General features: G+C 55.9%; 15 protein-coding genes and 2 tRNA genes. 4 read left to right on the top strand and 13 right to left on the bottom strand.

All coding sequences use genetic code 11. From position 1 onward, the window contains the following. Window positions 1-298: 298 nt before the first annotated feature. Window positions 299-1522 carry a hypothetical protein gene (locus G5229_RS04220; RefSeq protein WP_421208609.1) on the top strand — a complete coding sequence of 408 codons (1224 nt, stop codon included), beginning with the start codon at window positions 299-301 and terminating at the stop codon, window positions 1520-1522. Between the two features lie 183 nt (window positions 1523-1705). Here G5229_RS04220 and G5229_RS04215 read toward each other — a convergent pair whose 3' ends face one another. After that, a complete protein-coding gene (locus G5229_RS04215) occupies window positions 1706-2239 on the bottom strand; it encodes a metal-dependent hydrolase (protein WP_421208608.1) in 534 nt (177 codons plus the stop codon). A 334-nt stretch (window positions 2240-2573) separates the two neighbouring features. Between G5229_RS04215 and G5229_RS04210 the strand changes: the two genes are divergently transcribed. After that, a complete protein-coding gene (locus G5229_RS04210) occupies window positions 2574-3350 on the top strand; it encodes a BPL-N domain-containing protein (RefSeq protein WP_139399422.1) in 777 nt (258 codons plus the stop codon). 182 nt (window positions 3351-3532) lie between these two features. On the opposite strand, the gene G5229_RS04205 is transcribed toward G5229_RS04210, so the two are convergent. The 8 genes from G5229_RS04205 to G5229_RS04170 all read right to left on the bottom strand — a co-directional run bounded on the left by G5229_RS04205 (window position 3533) and on the right by G5229_RS04170 (window position 10565). Continuing rightward, window positions 3533-3682 (bottom strand): hypothetical protein, encoded by a 150-nt coding sequence (locus G5229_RS04205; protein WP_005347375.1) that lies wholly within the window; start codon window positions 3680-3682, stop codon window positions 3533-3535. Window positions 3683-4148: 466 nt separating this feature from the next. Then, a complete protein-coding gene (locus G5229_RS04200; RefSeq protein WP_216953192.1) occupies window positions 4149-5360 on the bottom strand; it encodes a NupC/NupG family nucleoside CNT transporter in 1212 nt (403 codons plus the stop codon). Between the two features lie 358 nt (window positions 5361-5718). Next, a complete protein-coding gene (arsC, locus tag G5229_RS04195; RefSeq protein WP_080741219.1) occupies window positions 5719-6144 on the bottom strand; it encodes a glutaredoxin-dependent arsenate reductase in 426 nt (141 codons plus the stop codon). A 76-nt stretch (window positions 6145-6220) separates the two neighbouring features. Beyond that, window positions 6221-7285: an ACR3 family arsenite efflux transporter gene (gene arsB, locus G5229_RS04190; RefSeq protein WP_005338173.1), complete on the bottom strand. Its 1065-nt coding sequence runs from the start codon at window positions 7283-7285 to the stop codon at window positions 6221-6223. Window positions 7286-7394: 109 nt separating this feature from the next. After that, on the bottom strand, window positions 7395-9158 hold the full coding sequence (arsA, locus tag G5229_RS04185) for an arsenical pump-driving ATPase (protein WP_421208606.1): 1764 nt from the start codon (window positions 9156-9158) through the stop codon (window positions 7395-7397). A 27-nt stretch (window positions 9159-9185) separates the two neighbouring features. Then, window positions 9186-9554: an arsenite efflux transporter metallochaperone ArsD gene (gene arsD, locus G5229_RS04180; protein ID WP_201909432.1), complete on the bottom strand. Its 369-nt coding sequence runs from the start codon at window positions 9552-9554 to the stop codon at window positions 9186-9188. Between the two features lie 4 nt (window positions 9555-9558). After that, window positions 9559-9927 carry an ArsR/SmtB family transcription factor gene (locus tag G5229_RS04175; protein WP_216978347.1) on the bottom strand — a complete coding sequence of 123 codons (369 nt, stop codon included), beginning with the start codon at window positions 9925-9927 and terminating at the stop codon, window positions 9559-9561. A gap of 239 nt (window positions 9928-10166) precedes the next feature. Further along, on the bottom strand, window positions 10167-10565 hold the full coding sequence (locus tag G5229_RS04170; protein ID WP_005359119.1) for an META domain-containing protein: 399 nt from the start codon (window positions 10563-10565) through the stop codon (window positions 10167-10169). Between the two features lie 157 nt (window positions 10566-10722). Here G5229_RS04170 and G5229_RS04165 point away from each other — a divergent pair, with 157 nt between their 5' ends. Beyond that, entirely contained in the window at window positions 10723-11202 is a 480-nt protein-coding gene (locus G5229_RS04165) for a hypothetical protein (protein WP_064338427.1), read from the top strand. Between the two features lies 1 nt (window position 11203). Here the strand turns inward: G5229_RS04165 and G5229_RS04160 are convergent, their stop codons facing one another. Then, complete coding sequence (locus tag G5229_RS04160) at window positions 11204-11683, bottom strand: putative 4-hydroxy-4-methyl-2-oxoglutarate aldolase (protein WP_019445630.1); 480 nt, start codon at window positions 11681-11683, stop codon at window positions 11204-11206. Window positions 11684-11725: 42 nt separating this feature from the next. Then, entirely contained in the window at window positions 11726-12133 is a 408-nt protein-coding gene (locus G5229_RS04155; RefSeq protein WP_421208603.1) for a DUF3293 domain-containing protein, read from the bottom strand. 396 nt (window positions 12134-12529) lie between these two features. Here G5229_RS04155 and arcA point away from each other — a divergent pair, with 396 nt between their 5' ends. Further along, window positions 12530-13249: a two-component system response regulator ArcA gene (arcA, locus tag G5229_RS04150; protein ID WP_005338193.1), complete on the top strand. Its 720-nt coding sequence runs from the start codon at window positions 12530-12532 to the stop codon at window positions 13247-13249. 162 nt (window positions 13250-13411) lie between these two features. Here arcA and G5229_RS04145 read toward each other — a convergent pair. Then, window positions 13412-13486, bottom strand: a tRNA-Gly gene (locus G5229_RS04145). A 15-nt stretch (window positions 13487-13501) separates the two neighbouring features. Next, a tRNA-Gly gene (locus G5229_RS04140) sits at window positions 13502-13575 on the bottom strand. Window positions 13576-13775 lie beyond the last annotated feature (200 nt).

The raw sequence follows: 13775 nt of genomic DNA, 5'->3' as shown, positions 1-13775 counted from the left end.
GCCTAAAAATTTGTACCAATATAGTTATCAATAGATACCGGCCTCAAACCGGTGTCTTGTTTACGCTACTTTAGCACGCACTTCCTTCAGTATAAATTTCAGCCTTTTCTTGAGGGTAAAGGTAAATTTGAGCCCCCACCTTTCTGGGCAAGGCGTAGAATAGCCAGTATTTAAAAAGATGCGTATCCCAGCACTGCTGAGCTATAGTGTTATGCTTGTTATGCTTGTTATGCTTGTTATGCTTGTTATGCTTCACCATCAACCATTTAAACAGATATAACCATTCTAAAGAGATTATATGAAGGATAGCAAATTAATATATGTAAATGAATGCTATAAAGATGGCAACAATTTTGTGGTTCGCTATGAAGATGTCACTAAAGAAGTGGTAGATAATATTCTCGACATTCAAGATATTGAAGAATTTGAAGTTCGGATACCACTTAATAAAATGTACACAAGTCCTAAATTATATATAGACAGATTTATGCTCTTCGAAAAAGAGTTCGACATTAGTCAGAATGGCTTCCAAAATGCTGAGAAAGGCGGCAACGATCCTCGAGCTCGTTCATTGAGAGGAACTCTCCAATCCCTTAATAAAAAAAACAGAAGTAAATTACTTGAATTATCTGAAGACACCAACATAAACCCAGATTTAGGATATGACTGGTATGTGTGCATCTTCAATGTCGGAAATGGTGAAAGCAACCTGGTGATCGCCCCCAATGGTAATTTATACCTTTTTGATGGAGGGTGTTTAAATCAAGATATTTGTTCAAAAATAGATAAAGTAATCAAGTATTTCGAAGAAAACAAAATAAAAATATCAAAAAAAATAAGCGGCTTTTTCATATCTCATTGCGATGGAGACCATTTTAAAGGAGTGATTGAGGCAATTAGTTACTTTGATACAACATCAAATTGCTTTTTATACTACAATTATATTTCTTCATTTCCTAAACCATCATGGGTTAATGGCTTAGCTAAAATTGATAAATTGGCGTATAAAGGTAAGATATCAAAATATGTGATAATTCCCCAAAAAAGTAAACTAGGGGATATGTCTAGCTTAATTCCTTCATTACAAGTCACTTGGATGTGGCCTTATGATGAACGCCGAACTCAATGTATAACAAACGATATAAGTAGCAATGATTCAAGTCATTGCTTATACATTTCAGGCAAAAAAGGTAAATTTTCAATTAACTTATTTGGCGATGCAGAAACAGTTGCTGGAAGCAAGATTAATTTCAATTTAAGAGATTTAGATGACTGGTTTGTATTTAAGCCATCACATCATGGAAGAAATTCTGGGAATATAGATATAAACATAAAAAATTCTTCACCTATAAGTATGCATGAACATTTTTCAAAATGCTCAAAGGTGAAGTTTTTCGTATCATCGACAAATAAAAATAAACACTTATCACCAATAGCTAGCCAAAAACTACTCACAGGGTTAGCGCAAACAGCTATGATCTTTAAGTTTTCTAGCTCTGGTGTATCGAAATGTGTGATATAAAATTCTAACTAAGCGTTCAAAATGGATTCGTACCACATTGTAAATATAAGGAGGAAATCAGGATGTAAATGGGACATCCACTTTCTGAGCAAAACATTGCAGTCAGAGCCCAAAAAATGAGTGTCCAATTTTTTACTTTTGTCTCACCCACGATATACACAATATCCCTTTCCAATCCCACCACTACCGCCCCCTTTCCCACACCCGCCACCCCATCAATACCAGCATCACTACAACCCCCGGCAGCCAGACCCAGTAGAGCTCGGAGAGGATCACCGCCTCACCTCGGGTGGTGAAATAGGCCTCCAGCTTGAAGGGGGCAACCCGGATCACCTGCCAGGGGGCAAAGAAACGCTCGTCACGCCACGGCCAGAGCCAGCCAACCCCCTTGCCGCCGGTAGTGAGGGAATCGAGCAGGCTGTGGGAGAGCAGAGAGACCAGCAGAAACGACCAGATGGTGGCGGCGCTGGCCCGAAATTGGCGGTGAAACAGCATGGCCAGTGTGGGCAAGGCAAAGGCAAACAGCAGTGAGTGGGTAAAGCCGCGGTGGCCAAAGACATGGCCGTAGGCGACCCCCAGTTTGAAGGCAAGCACATCGGCATCGGGCAGCATGGCGATGGCGACACCGGCCAGTAGCAGGCGGGGCGGAATGATCCGGCTGCCAAGCCCGAGCCCAAGGCAGAGAGGGACGGCGGCGTGGGTGACGATGGTGGGCATAGGATAAAGCTCCAACTGAAAACGTGAGCCTACCCTACCCCCGTTCGGTGAAGTGAAGGTGAAGTGCCTCCTCTTATGTTGCTGTATTCCCCCTCAAATCCTTAGCCATCAGCCAGAAGAGGCGTCACACAGGAAAGCTGTTGCACGCGCTCCGAAGCAGGGGCCGAAATCCTGTGGTTTGTCCCTCTGTATTGGCTCGTTCGTTGTGTGTCGAACGCAGGCCCAATCAGCGTTGGCGCGTTAACTTGAAATGTTCATTTAACAGCGGCTGACATGCAGAACGGGATCGTGATAAGTAGTCTCTTCGGTTCACATCACAGGGATAGTGGCAGCGATGAATGTATCAAAAGGCATCAGGCTGATTGCGAGCGTTATCAGCCTTTGGTTAGTGACTGGATGCATGGCAGAGGCCGCCTCTGCGCAGCCGCAGCAAGAGCCGTATGCGCTGATCTATAACGGGCCGGTATCTGATGGGGATAGCACCAGAGCGATTGCGGATGTGGTCAAGCAGGTGGGCTTGCCGGTCAGGTATCTCTCCAATATCGAGGCGCTGCCTGCAGAGCTCGATCATGCCAGGGTGTTTATCGTTGGCGGCACTGAGGACGATGTTGAGCCGCTGCTCAACGCCTTCACCGCAGACGCGCGCTCGGCATTAAAAACCTATCTGCAAAACGGTGGCCGCTACCTCGGGATCTGTGGGGGGGCCTTTGTGGCATCCACTGGCTGGTCTGAGGACGAAGGCTTTGTGCCGGCGCTGGGCCTCGTCCCTGCCACATCCGATGATTATGACGGCGACTTTAGCGCCAGGATCTTCCCGATCACCTGGCTTGGTGAAGAGCGCCAGATGTATTACCAGGCCGGCCCGCAATTTACGCCGGTGCCAAGCCCCGAGCAGGTCAAGGTCATCGCCCATTTTCAAAACCATCATATTGCCGCGCTGATCAGCTCATACGGCAAAGGCAAGGTGGCCGTTTCCGGGCCACACCCCGAAGCCCCCGAATCGTGGAAAGAGAATGCGGTGGATGGCGACAAGATGGAGTCGAATATTCATCTGGCTGCAGGACTCGTTAACGAGTTGCTCTCCGAAGAGCCCGTCACCCATTCGAAGTAGTCACATCCCTACGCCCCTGGATGTGACCCCATTGCTCGGCCCGGAAGTCAGGCCAGCCAATCGGCCGCAATCCATAAAAAAAACCACCGACCTGAAAAGGTCGGTGGTTTTTTTATCGGTGGTAGATAACGGGTAGCCGATACGAAGCGTTCGCTACCTCAACTTTCGCCCGGGAGCGAGTACTACTCCTCCTGCTCCTCCGGTTGTCTCTCCCCACCCCGCAACTGTTGCAGCTCATCGACTCGGGCTTGCCACTTCTCTTGGGCTTTTTTGCGCTCCTGAAGCTGGAACTCTTCGCGCATGGTGTCGATGTTAAGGTCAAGTGTTTCCATCAGAGTGTCTCCTTTGTATGACCACTTAAAGACTGGCTGACGGCGCATTGGCCAACCTGCTCCCCTATTCAGACACCACTCATCCCCCAAACGCCCAACTAAATAATCGATTGAATATGCAACATTCAATCTAAAAAACTATTCATTCTGCACGGTGACACGCTGTAGCAGCGGCTGCCGCCCCGTTACGCGAAACGCAACGAGGCCCACGTCCCCCGCCAAAAAGGTGATAAAGACATACGCAGTAACCCGGTTTGGCGTAGTCCCATGCTGGAGCAGATCTCATCGCCGAACCGGATTATCTGGCACTGCGCCGAAATGGCGTTAAGCAGTGCTACTACCATTTTCAAAGGCAGGCAGCGCAGTTGCCCAACCGGCGAAACCAATAAAAAGACCCCCTATTGCCCAGCGGTAAGAGGGGGTCTTTTGTTTGAGCCGCCGGCTAGCCGGCTATTGCCTCACGCTATCAGGCCAGCGAGACAAAGATCCCGGCCAGGGTGGCACTCATCAGGTTGGCGAGGGTCGCCGCCAGTACCGCCTTGAAGCCCATATTGGCCACATCGTGGCGGCGCTCCGGTGCCATGGTGCCGATGGAGCCGAGCTGCACCGCAATAGAGCCCAGATTGGCGAAACCACAGAGGGCGAAAGTGATGATGATCTGGGTGTGGGCGCTCAGATCTGCCTTGATATTGGCAAAGTCCAGATAGGCAACGAACTCGTTCATGATCACCTTCTGACCAATCAGGGAGCCTGCCGCCATCATCTCGCTGGTGGGCACGCCAATCAGCCAGGCCACCGGAGCAAACAGATAGCCCAGCAGCTGCTGCAGGGAGAGATCGGCCCAGCCGAACCACTCGCCTACGGTGGTGAGACCGGCGTTGATCATGGTGATGACGCTGACAAAGGCGAGCAGGATGGTGCCGATGGCCACGGCGATCTTCATGCCGCCCATGGCGCCGCCCGCCAGCGCGTCGATGGCGTTGCTGTAGTCGCTCTTGTCGAGGGTGATCTCGGTCTGATCGCTCACCTGCTGCTGCTCCGGCACCAGCAGTTTGGCCATCAGCAGGCCACCGGGCGCCGCCATAAAGGAGGCGGCAATGAGGTATTTAAGATCCACACCCAGACCGGCGTAACCGCCCAGCACCGAGCCCGCCACCGAGGCCATGCCACAGGTCATCACCGCAAAGAGCTCGGAGCGGGTCATACCGGCGAGGAAGGGACGAATAAGCAGCGGCGACTCCCCTTGCGACAGGAAGATATTGCCGGTGGCCACCAGCGACTCGGCGCGGCTGGTGCCGAGCAGGCGGTGCACGGCGCCACCCAATACACGGATCACCCACTGCATGATGCCGAAGTGGTAGAGCACGGCGATCAGCGCGCTGATAAAGATCACCAGCGGCAGCACCCGCACGGCGAAGATAAAGCCGTTGCTGGCGAGATCGCCAAACACAAAACGGATGCCGCTGTCGGCAAAGCCGAGCAGGGCGGAGACGCCATTGCTCATGGCACCGAGCATGATTTGTCCGGGGGGGAAATAGAGCACCAGGGCAGCAAAACCGGTTTGCAGGGTGAGCGCACCCAGCACGGTTCGCCAGCGGATGGCTCGGCGGTTTTCACTCGCCAGCCAGGCGATAAACATCAGGGCCAGCATACCGACCAGACTCAATAACAGTGTCATCTTGCACCTATGAAGAGAGGAGTTTCATATGGCAAGTCTGCAGACAGGCGTCGCGGGAGATCCGGCGGGAGAGGTGCCGACCCACGCGACACGCAGACCACAAACCTACAGGTTAGTGGCGGGTCCCATCCTGGGGTCATTCACGTTCCGGGTGACAGCATGTATCGGGTGACGCCAGCGCCGTCGCAGGGGGAGATGCGGCCGGGTGGCAGGTCGGGCGGCGATGGTACAGTGATCATCGTCGCAGAAAAAGCGGTAAAACGATTGGCCGGAATAACTTTTTCAACTTGTTCACACAACGAAACAGGGCCAGCGTGACGCTGGCCCTGTTTCAATCCGTACTTGAGTACTCAGATGATTACTTGAGGCGCTTGCCGCTCGCATCCACCACCTGCTCGCCATCCTCCTTGGCGAAGGCCCCTTTTTGCTGATCGGGCAATATATCGAGCACCACTTCCGACGGACGGCACAGTTTGGTGCCAAGCGGCGTAACGACGATGGGGCGGTTGATGAGGATGGGGTGAGCCAGCATGGCATCGATCAGTTCATCATCGCTGAAACGATCTTCCGCCAGACCGAGCGCCTCGTAGGGTGGAACGTTCTTGCGCAGCAGATCGCGCACCGGCATGTCCATGGCGGCGATCAGCGCCACCAGCTGGTCACGGGAGGGGGGCGTCTCCAGATAGTGGATGACAGTGGGCTCGACGCCGCTGTTGCGGATCAGCTCCAGGGTGTTACGGGAGGTACCACATTCCGGGTTGTGATAGATGGTGATTGCACTCATTTGCGTGTCTCTCATTAATCAAGTGAATAGAAAATGGATAGCATCTAGTTCGCGGCCAGCTGTTAGCGGCCATCAGTTAACGGCTCAGCCCCGCTTCGTACCAGGGTTTGCTGGCGTTAACCACCCGCACCACCAGCAGCATGACCGGCACCTCGATCAGTACCCCGACCACGGTGGCGAGCGCCGCGCCGGAGTGAAAGCCGAACAGGCTGATGGCGGCGGCCACCGCCAGCTCGAAGAAGTTGGAGGCACCGATCAGGGCGGAAGGACAGGCAACCGAGTGCTTCTCCCCCACCTTGCGGTTGAGCCAGTAAGCCAGCCCGGAGTTGAACAGCACCTGGATCAGAATGGGCACCGCCAACAGGGCGATAACCAGCGGCTGCTCGATGATGGCGTTGCCCTGAAAGGCAAACAGCAGCACCAGAGTGAGCAGCAGGGCCGCCACCGACCAGGGCTGGATGCGGGTCATGACGCCGTCAAAATGGGCCTCTCCCTTTTTCAGCAAGGCCTTGCGCAGCAGCTGGGCGATGATGACCGGAATGACGATATAGAGCACCACAGAGGTAAGCAGGGTATCCCAGGGCACTATGATGCTGGAGACCCCGAGCAGCAGCGCCACCAGCGGTGCGAAGGCAAACACCATGATGAGGTCGTTCACCGCCACCTGCGACAGGGTGAAGTAGGGATCGCCGTTGGTGAGGCGACTCCAGACAAACACCATGGCGGTGCAGGGGGCCGCCGCCAGCAGGATCAGGCCCGCTACGTAACTGTCGAGCTGATCAGCCGGCAGCCAGTCGGCAAACAGCACGCGGATAAAGAGCCAACCGAGGAAGGCCATGGAGAAGGGCTTGACCAGCCAGTTGATAAAGAGGGTGACCCCAATGCCCTTCATGTGCCCCTTCACCTGATGCAGGGCGCCAAAATCGATCTTGAGCAGCATGGGGATGATCATCACCCAGATCAGCAGCCCCACCGGCAGGTTGACCTTGGCCACCTCCATGGCGCCGATCGCCTTGAAGAGATCCGGCAACCCCTGCCCGAGACCAATCCCCACCAGAATGCAGAGGGCGACCCAGGCGGTCAGATAACGTTCAAAAAAGCCGATGGCAGGCACGGCCTTGGCATCACATGTTGCAGACATCACAGCTCCCGATGCGGCGCAATCCCGCATCTTCTATTGGTTCAAAACACAGGTTTATAACAAGTAACGGCATATTCAAGCCGCCCCGGCAGCAGACCGGGGCGGCGACTCAATGGTGCTGGCAGAGACGGCGCAGGGCATCGGGCCCCACCGGCTCCTCGGCGAGCAGCGGCACCACGGCGTAGCGGCTGGCATGTTGCTGCTCGACCGCCTCGATATGGGGCAACTGGCGCTCGGCCCGCAGTTGCAGCAGCGGTGAGCTGACCGCGGCTTGCTGCAAGCTGTGGTTGATAAGCCAGCCCCAGGGCTCGATACCAGCCCGGCGCAGATCGGCCTGCAGATTGGCCGCCTCCTGTACCGGCGTCGGCTCGGGCAGCGTCACAATCAACACCTTGGTCTGCTTGGGGTCCTGCAACTGCATCATGGGGGTGGTGAAGTGCAGCCCCTTGTTTCCCATCTGGCGAGCGATCTCCCTGTGGTAGGCGCCGGTGGCGTCAAGCAGCAGCAGGGTGTGGCCGGTGGGGGCGGTATCCATCACCACAAAGCGCTTGCCCGCCTCGCGAATGATGCGGGAAAAGGCCTGAAACACGGCGATCTCCTCGGTGCAGGGGGAGCGCAAGTCCTCCTCCAGCAGTGCCCGCCCCTGCTCGTCCAGGGCCGCTCCCTTGCTGGCCAGCACCTGGGCGCGGTAACGCTCGGTCTCGGCGTGGGGGTCGATGCGACTCACCTCAAGATGGGACAAGCTACCTGCCAGCGTCTCGCTCAGGTGCGCGGCGGGATCCGAGGTGGTGAGGTGCACCGGCAAGCCGCGGCTGGCCAGCTCCACCGCCACGGCGGCCGCCAAGGTTGTCTTGCCTACCCCGCCCTTACCCATCAGCATGATAAGGCCATGACCATCGGCGGCCAGCTCGTCCACCAGCGAACTCAACTCGGGCTGGGCTTGCTTGACAGTGGACTGTACTGTCGAGGATTGAGCAGCTCTTCCCTCTGCTTGCAGCAACAGCCGCAAACTGTCGACCCCCACCAGATTGGTGGCCAGCAGCGGGATCTGATCCTGCGCCAGCCCCTTTATCCCCTGCGGCATATCGGCAAGAGCCTGTTGCTCGCGCTGCCAGAGCGCCATTGCCAGCGGATCTCCGGCAATGGCGCCTTCGGGGAAGAGGCCATTGATCACCAGTTGCTGATTCAACAAGCCGATGGCGGCCAGCTCCTCGTGGGTGCGGGCCACTTCCCGCAGAGTGGATTGCTGGGCCCGCGCCACCAGCACCAACCGGGTGCGAGTGGCATCAGCCAGTGCGGCGACCGCCTCTGCATACTGGCTGCGCTGTTTCTCCAACCCCGCCAGCGGGCCTAGGCAGGAGGCATCCCCCTTGCCCTGCTCCAGAAATTCGCTCCAGGCTCCCGGCAGTTGCAGCAGCCGGATGGTGTGGCCGGTTGGCGCCGTATCAAAGACGATATGGTCATACTCGGCCAGCAGCGTTTGGTCAGTCAGCAGGGCGGTGAATTCGTCAAAGGCGGCGATCTCGGTGGTGCAGGCGCCGGAGAGCTGCTCCTCGATGCTGCGTACCACGCTCTCGGGCAACTTGCCGCGCACCGGCCCGACAATCCGCTCCCGATAGGCTTTGGCCGCCGCAGGGGGATCTATCTCCAGCGCCGACAAACCGGGCACCGCGGCGATGGCAGTGACGCGATTGCCGATCTCGGTGGCAAACACCTGCCCCACGTTGGAGGCAGGATCTGTGCTCACCAGCAGCACCCGCTTGCCAATATCACAAAGAGCCACCGCACTGGCGCAGGCCAGCGAGGTCTTGCCCACCCCGCCCTTGCCGGTGAAAAAGAGAAACGGCGGTGGATTGGTCAGAAAATGGTACATAGCCTCTCCCGAATGGTGCGTCACGACTCAGCAGCAACCGCTGCCGGAGCAGCAGCCGCCCTTGACAATCCCCTTGATGGTCGCTTGAGGCGCAGGCAACCCGGCATAACGAGCCAACTCGCTACGGCTCGGATAACGGCCGGTCAACACCACCTGCCCCTCCACCAGCACCAGTGGCAACCCCTCCTCCCCGGCGTGGGTCAGAAAAGCGCTGACGGCAGGTGTCTCGGCAAACTGCATCGGCTGCTGGGCCAGATTGAAACGCTCGATGGCAACGCCCTGCTCCTTGGCCCAGGCGAGGTCGGCAGCGAAGGTGACCAGTGCCTGATCAACCTCGGTACCGCAAACACCGCTGGAGCAGCAGAGGGCGGGATCAAAAATCTGAATGGAGGACATGGCATTACTCCTTGTTGCAGCAGGGCTGCGCAGGCAGAACATGGGGGGAGCAGGCTGACTCGGCACGCATCACGCCGCACGCCTCGGGATGACCGGCGCAGCACTCCTCGGTGAGGTAGGCGATCACATCCAGCATCAGGGGTATATTGGCGCGGTAGCGCAGAAAGCGCCCCTCCTGCTCCACCGACAGCAGACCGGCATTGAGCATCGCCTTGAGGTGAAACGAGAGGGTATTGGGGGCAATATCGATCTCGCTGGCCAGTTCACCAGCGACCCGCCCCTCCAGCCCGGCCTTCACCAGCAGCCGCCATACATCGAGCCGGATGCCGGATGCCAGCGATTCAAAGACCTTGGTGGCCATCTCTTTGTTCATCTTCATTCCCCTTGGTGCGACCTTTCATTTCAACTATACAAGAATTATTGAAATGATCAAAATGCGTACCGAAGCAAAAATTCGAGGTTCTGACATCAAACCGGGCAGAAAGGGGAATCGACGAGTGAACAACCGTTGCGGACGAGCACACAGGGCTCGTCGCAGATAAACAGACGCCCTCCAGACGGAGGGCGTATCAGACAGTCAGAGCTGTCGGGGCAATCAGACAAACGCGTGCCTTATTTGGCAGCAGGCACAGCGTTAAAGGTGAGCAGGGCTGCCTTGTTGGCATCGCTCAGAGTCAGCTGGTTGCCATTGATGGAGTAGGTTGCCACCTTCTCCAGCTTTTGCAGGAACTCGGTCTCTTTGTTCATGGCGTCGCCGATGCACATCATGCGAGTGGAGCCCATGGCGCCCAGCGTCAAGACACCGTCACCCTGCTTGGTGATACCGCCAAAATAGCGGTTGCAGCCGCCCTTGCCCGCCACCTTGCCGTCGACCACTTGCAGGGTGAAGGTATCGCCGGTGGCGCCTTGCAGCTGCCAGCTGGATGCTTGCAGTTGAGCCATGCTGGAACCCGTTGCCATTGCGCAGCCTCCCAGTGCCAGCGCGGCCAGCAGAGTCAGTTTCTTGTTCATGGATTCACCTCTTAATGATTAGAGCCATCAATACGGCAGCCTGTTTAACATGGCTGACGCCCATGCCAAAGGATTTTATTGTGATCTCCCTTCACTTTACTACCAGCTGGCATGTGCCATGCTTAGGCTCAGTTCCGGACCCAGGGAGGGGAAACGAATGGTCAAATCGCTCATCATCACACTGCTTGCAACCTGCGCCAGCATGGCCGCACAGGCCGCCGACTGGGCAGTGGTTCAGCCGCAATCCAACCCGTCTCTCTATGTCAAAAGTTACTCGGGTGTGCTGCTCAATGGCCATAGCCATCACAGCGACAGTTTTGATCTCTGGCTGGTCAATAGCGGCTATCAGTATCCGGTGGTGGATGATGTGACCCTCTTTATGGAAGCGGGCCCGGCGGTAGCGGATCAGAATCGCACATCCGGTTTCAATATGAGTTCGGGGGTGCGCTACCAGCTCTCTCCGGCATTCAATATCGGCAGCCAGATCAAGCATCTCGATCTCAACAAGGCCAGCACCCTGCTGGAGCTCAACTCCAGCCTGCTGCTGACCCCCAGACTCTCCCTCACCGCCAACTACGGCGTCAGCGCCATCACTGCCGATCAGGCACTGAGTCTGGGGGTCGGCTTCAACTTCTGAATCAGATCAGCGGCGTGGCACTCACCACCACGCCGTTGCGATCCGCATAGACGTAATCCCCTTCGTGGATGGTCACCCCGGCAAAGCTGACCACGGCCCCCAGCTCTCCCAATCCTCGCTTCTCGGTCTTGACCGGACAGGCCGCCAGCGCCTTGACCCCGAGCGCCAGTGTCGCCAGGGTGCCCACATCCCGCGCCGCGCCGTGGATCAGGATCCCCTCCCACCCCTGCTCCACCGCCTTGATCGCCAGTTGATCGCCAAGCAGCGCACGGCGCAGCGAGCCGCCGCCGTCGATCACCATCACCTTGCCGTGACCGGGGCGGGTCACCAGATCCCGCACCAGACTGTTGTCTTCATAACAGGAGAGCGTTACGGCGCGACCATAAAAGAGGGCCTTGCCGCCAAAATCCTGAAACACCGGGTCGGCTACTTGCAGCAAGTCGCCGTGTTGATCGCAGAGGTCGGGCAGGAGATCCAGCATGATTTGATTCCTTTCAGATGCATGAAGATGTTCATTCTTTCATCAGGCAAGTTTTCTGGCAATCCAGAAGGATTCAATATTGCCCAGACAAACTGCTGATTTATCCGTCAATACTGGTGTCAGCCAGAGCTGGCCATCCTCCACCCAGTAGATGGCGTTCTGGCCAAAACGAGCAGCCAGCTGACGGGCTTGTGGCAGAGATAGCGCCACCGCCAGCGATGACTCCTGCCAGCGTTCGTCCGGGTCAGATCCCCAAAACGGCCCCACCACGGGCACCTGCAAATCCACGGTCAGATGGCGCCACATCGCCCGTTCCCGCCGCATATTGCGTCGTTCTGTGACCCACTGGCTGGCCGGATTCCAGGCTGTGATGATGGCAAAAGCAGACCACTCTGGTGGCTCAAATGGCGCGATAAAGCAGATTTTCTTGTAGTTTTCCCACAAATTCATGTCAATCACATGTTACATTCCATTACATTTTGTAGGGGCGAAAACCCGGTTCAGGCCAAGTATGATGCAGCTGTCCCAGGGTTTGACCTATATCAAATCAGAGTTAAAAAGTTGCTATCTGACGGCAAAGAGTGTTGTTATGCTCCTGTTAACTGATAAAATGCGGCCACTTTCGTAATGGACGACCTTTCCAGGCTCTGCTCGACCAGACTTGTCGGGAACCTATAAGTGGCACAGGGATACTTGCCGGTACTGATGCCTAATTCGCGATATTCCGACCTGACTCTCATACCCAGGATGACGTAATAAATTTTCAGGATCAGTCAGGAAATCGGTTTGAAACGCCAAAGAGTGTTAAATTTAAGATAATTAACTGATAAGAATCTGGGAATACTCATGCAAACACCACACATTCTGATCGTCGAAGACGAGCTGGTCACACGCAATACCCTGAAAAGCATTTTTGAAGCCGAAGGCTACATCGTGCTCGAAGCCAACAACGGCGACGAGATGCATCAGGCCCTCACTTCCCACACCATCAATCTGGTGATCATGGACATCAACCTGCCGGGCAAGAACGGCCTGCTGCTGGCCCGTGAGCTGCGTGAGAACGACAACATCGCCCTGATGTTCCTGACCGGCCGTGACAACGAAGTGGACAAGATCCTGGGTCTGGAGATCGGCGCCGATGATTACATCACCAAGCCGTTCAACCCGCGCGAGCTGACCATCCGTGCCCGCAACCTGCTGAGCCGCACCATGAACGTGGCTGCCGGTGGCGAAGAGAAGAAGCTGGTTGAGCGCTACCTGTTCAACGGCTGGGCGCTGGATATCAACAGCCGCGCACTGGTCAGCCCCACTGGCGACATGTTCAAGCTGCCGCGCTCCGAGTTCCGCGCCATGCTGCACTTCTGCGAAAACCCGGGCCAGATCCAGACCCGTGCCGAGCTGCTGAAGAAGATGACAGGCCGCGAGCTCAAGCCCCACGACCGTACCGTCGATGTGACCATCCGTCGCATTCGCAAACACTTCGAAAGCGTCAACGATACTCCGGAGATCATCGCCACCATCCACGGTGAAGGCTACCGTTTCTGTGGTGAGCTGGAGCAGGAATAAGCTCCCGCTACGCTGTTGATCTGAAAAGGCGCCTCGGGCGCCTTTTCTGTCTCTGCGATTTGCCTTAAAAGCTGAGAAACGGTGAGCGTGACGTCGAACGGCGCACAAGACAGATGAAAAACAAAAAGCCCACTCGCAGGAGTGGGCTTTTTGTTTTGAAGCTGGAGCGGGCAGCGGGAATCGAACCCGCATCATCAGCTTGGAAGGCTGAGGTAATAGCCATTATACGATGCCCGCCTGGCATCTGAAATTTGGAGCGGGTGATGGGAATCGAACCCACGTATGCAGCTTGGGAAGCTACCGTTCTACCATTGAACTACACCCGCGTCAGGGCTCCTACTATATGCATTTTGCCGCCGAGCGCAATGGCGCCTTTGCCACTTTTTTCAATAAATCAATCTGTTCGGACAAGGATTGAACAGACGGTTGCTTTTTCAATCAAACATTTTCAACACAGATAATTTACAAGGTTGCCAAGGCCAAACGGCAAGGATAGTCTTGCGCCACTCGACGCGAGGATGGTGGT

It is taken from the genome of Aeromonas sp. 602396 (assembly GCF_049173735.1).
GTDB classification, from domain to species: Bacteria; Pseudomonadota; Gammaproteobacteria; order Enterobacterales; family Aeromonadaceae; genus Aeromonas; species Aeromonas veronii_A.
Note: the sequence above shows the minus strand (reverse complement) of the source record. Positions and strands in the feature narration are given on the sequence as shown.

Bases quoted from the DNA above. Each gene is read 5' to 3' on its own strand.
- G5229_RS04220 (WP_421208609.1), top strand. From the start codon at position 299: ATGAAGGATAGCAAATTAATATATGTAAATGAATGCTATAAAGATGGC.
- G5229_RS04215 (WP_421208608.1), bottom strand. From the start codon at position 2,239: ATGCCCACCATCGTCACCCACGCCGCCGTCCCTCTCTGCCTTGGGCTC.
- G5229_RS04210 (WP_139399422.1), top strand. From the start codon at position 2,574: ATGAATGTATCAAAAGGCATCAGGCTGATTGCGAGCGTTATCAGCCTT.
- G5229_RS04205 (WP_005347375.1), bottom strand. From the start codon at position 3,682: ATGGAAACACTTGACCTTAACATCGACACCATGCGCGAAGAGTTCCAG.
- G5229_RS04200 (WP_216953192.1), bottom strand. From the start codon at position 5,360: ATGACACTGTTATTGAGTCTGGTCGGTATGCTGGCCCTGATGTTTATC.
- arsC (WP_080741219.1), bottom strand. From the start codon at position 6,144: ATGAGTGCAATCACCATCTATCACAACCCGGAATGTGGTACCTCCCGT.
- arsB (WP_005338173.1), bottom strand. From the start codon at position 7,285: ATGTCTGCAACATGTGATGCCAAGGCCGTGCCTGCCATCGGCTTTTTT.
- arsA (WP_421208606.1), bottom strand. From the start codon at position 9,158: ATGTACCATTTTCTGACCAATCCACCGCCGTTTCTCTTTTTCACCGGC.
- arsD (WP_201909432.1), bottom strand. From the start codon at position 9,554: ATGTCCTCCATTCAGATTTTTGATCCCGCCCTCTGCTGCTCCAGCGGT.
- G5229_RS04175 (WP_216978347.1), bottom strand. From the start codon at position 9,927: ATGAACAAAGAGATGGCCACCAAGGTCTTTGAATCGCTGGCATCCGGC.
- G5229_RS04170 (WP_005359119.1), bottom strand. From the start codon at position 10,565: ATGAACAAGAAACTGACTCTGCTGGCCGCGCTGGCACTGGGAGGCTGC.
- G5229_RS04165 (WP_064338427.1), top strand. From the start codon at position 10,723: ATGGTCAAATCGCTCATCATCACACTGCTTGCAACCTGCGCCAGCATG.
- G5229_RS04160 (WP_019445630.1), bottom strand. From the start codon at position 11,683: ATGCTGGATCTCCTGCCCGACCTCTGCGATCAACACGGCGACTTGCTG.
- G5229_RS04155 (WP_421208603.1), bottom strand. From the start codon at position 12,133: ATGAATTTGTGGGAAAACTACAAGAAAATCTGCTTTATCGCGCCATTT.
- arcA (WP_005338193.1), top strand. From the start codon at position 12,530: ATGCAAACACCACACATTCTGATCGTCGAAGACGAGCTGGTCACACGC.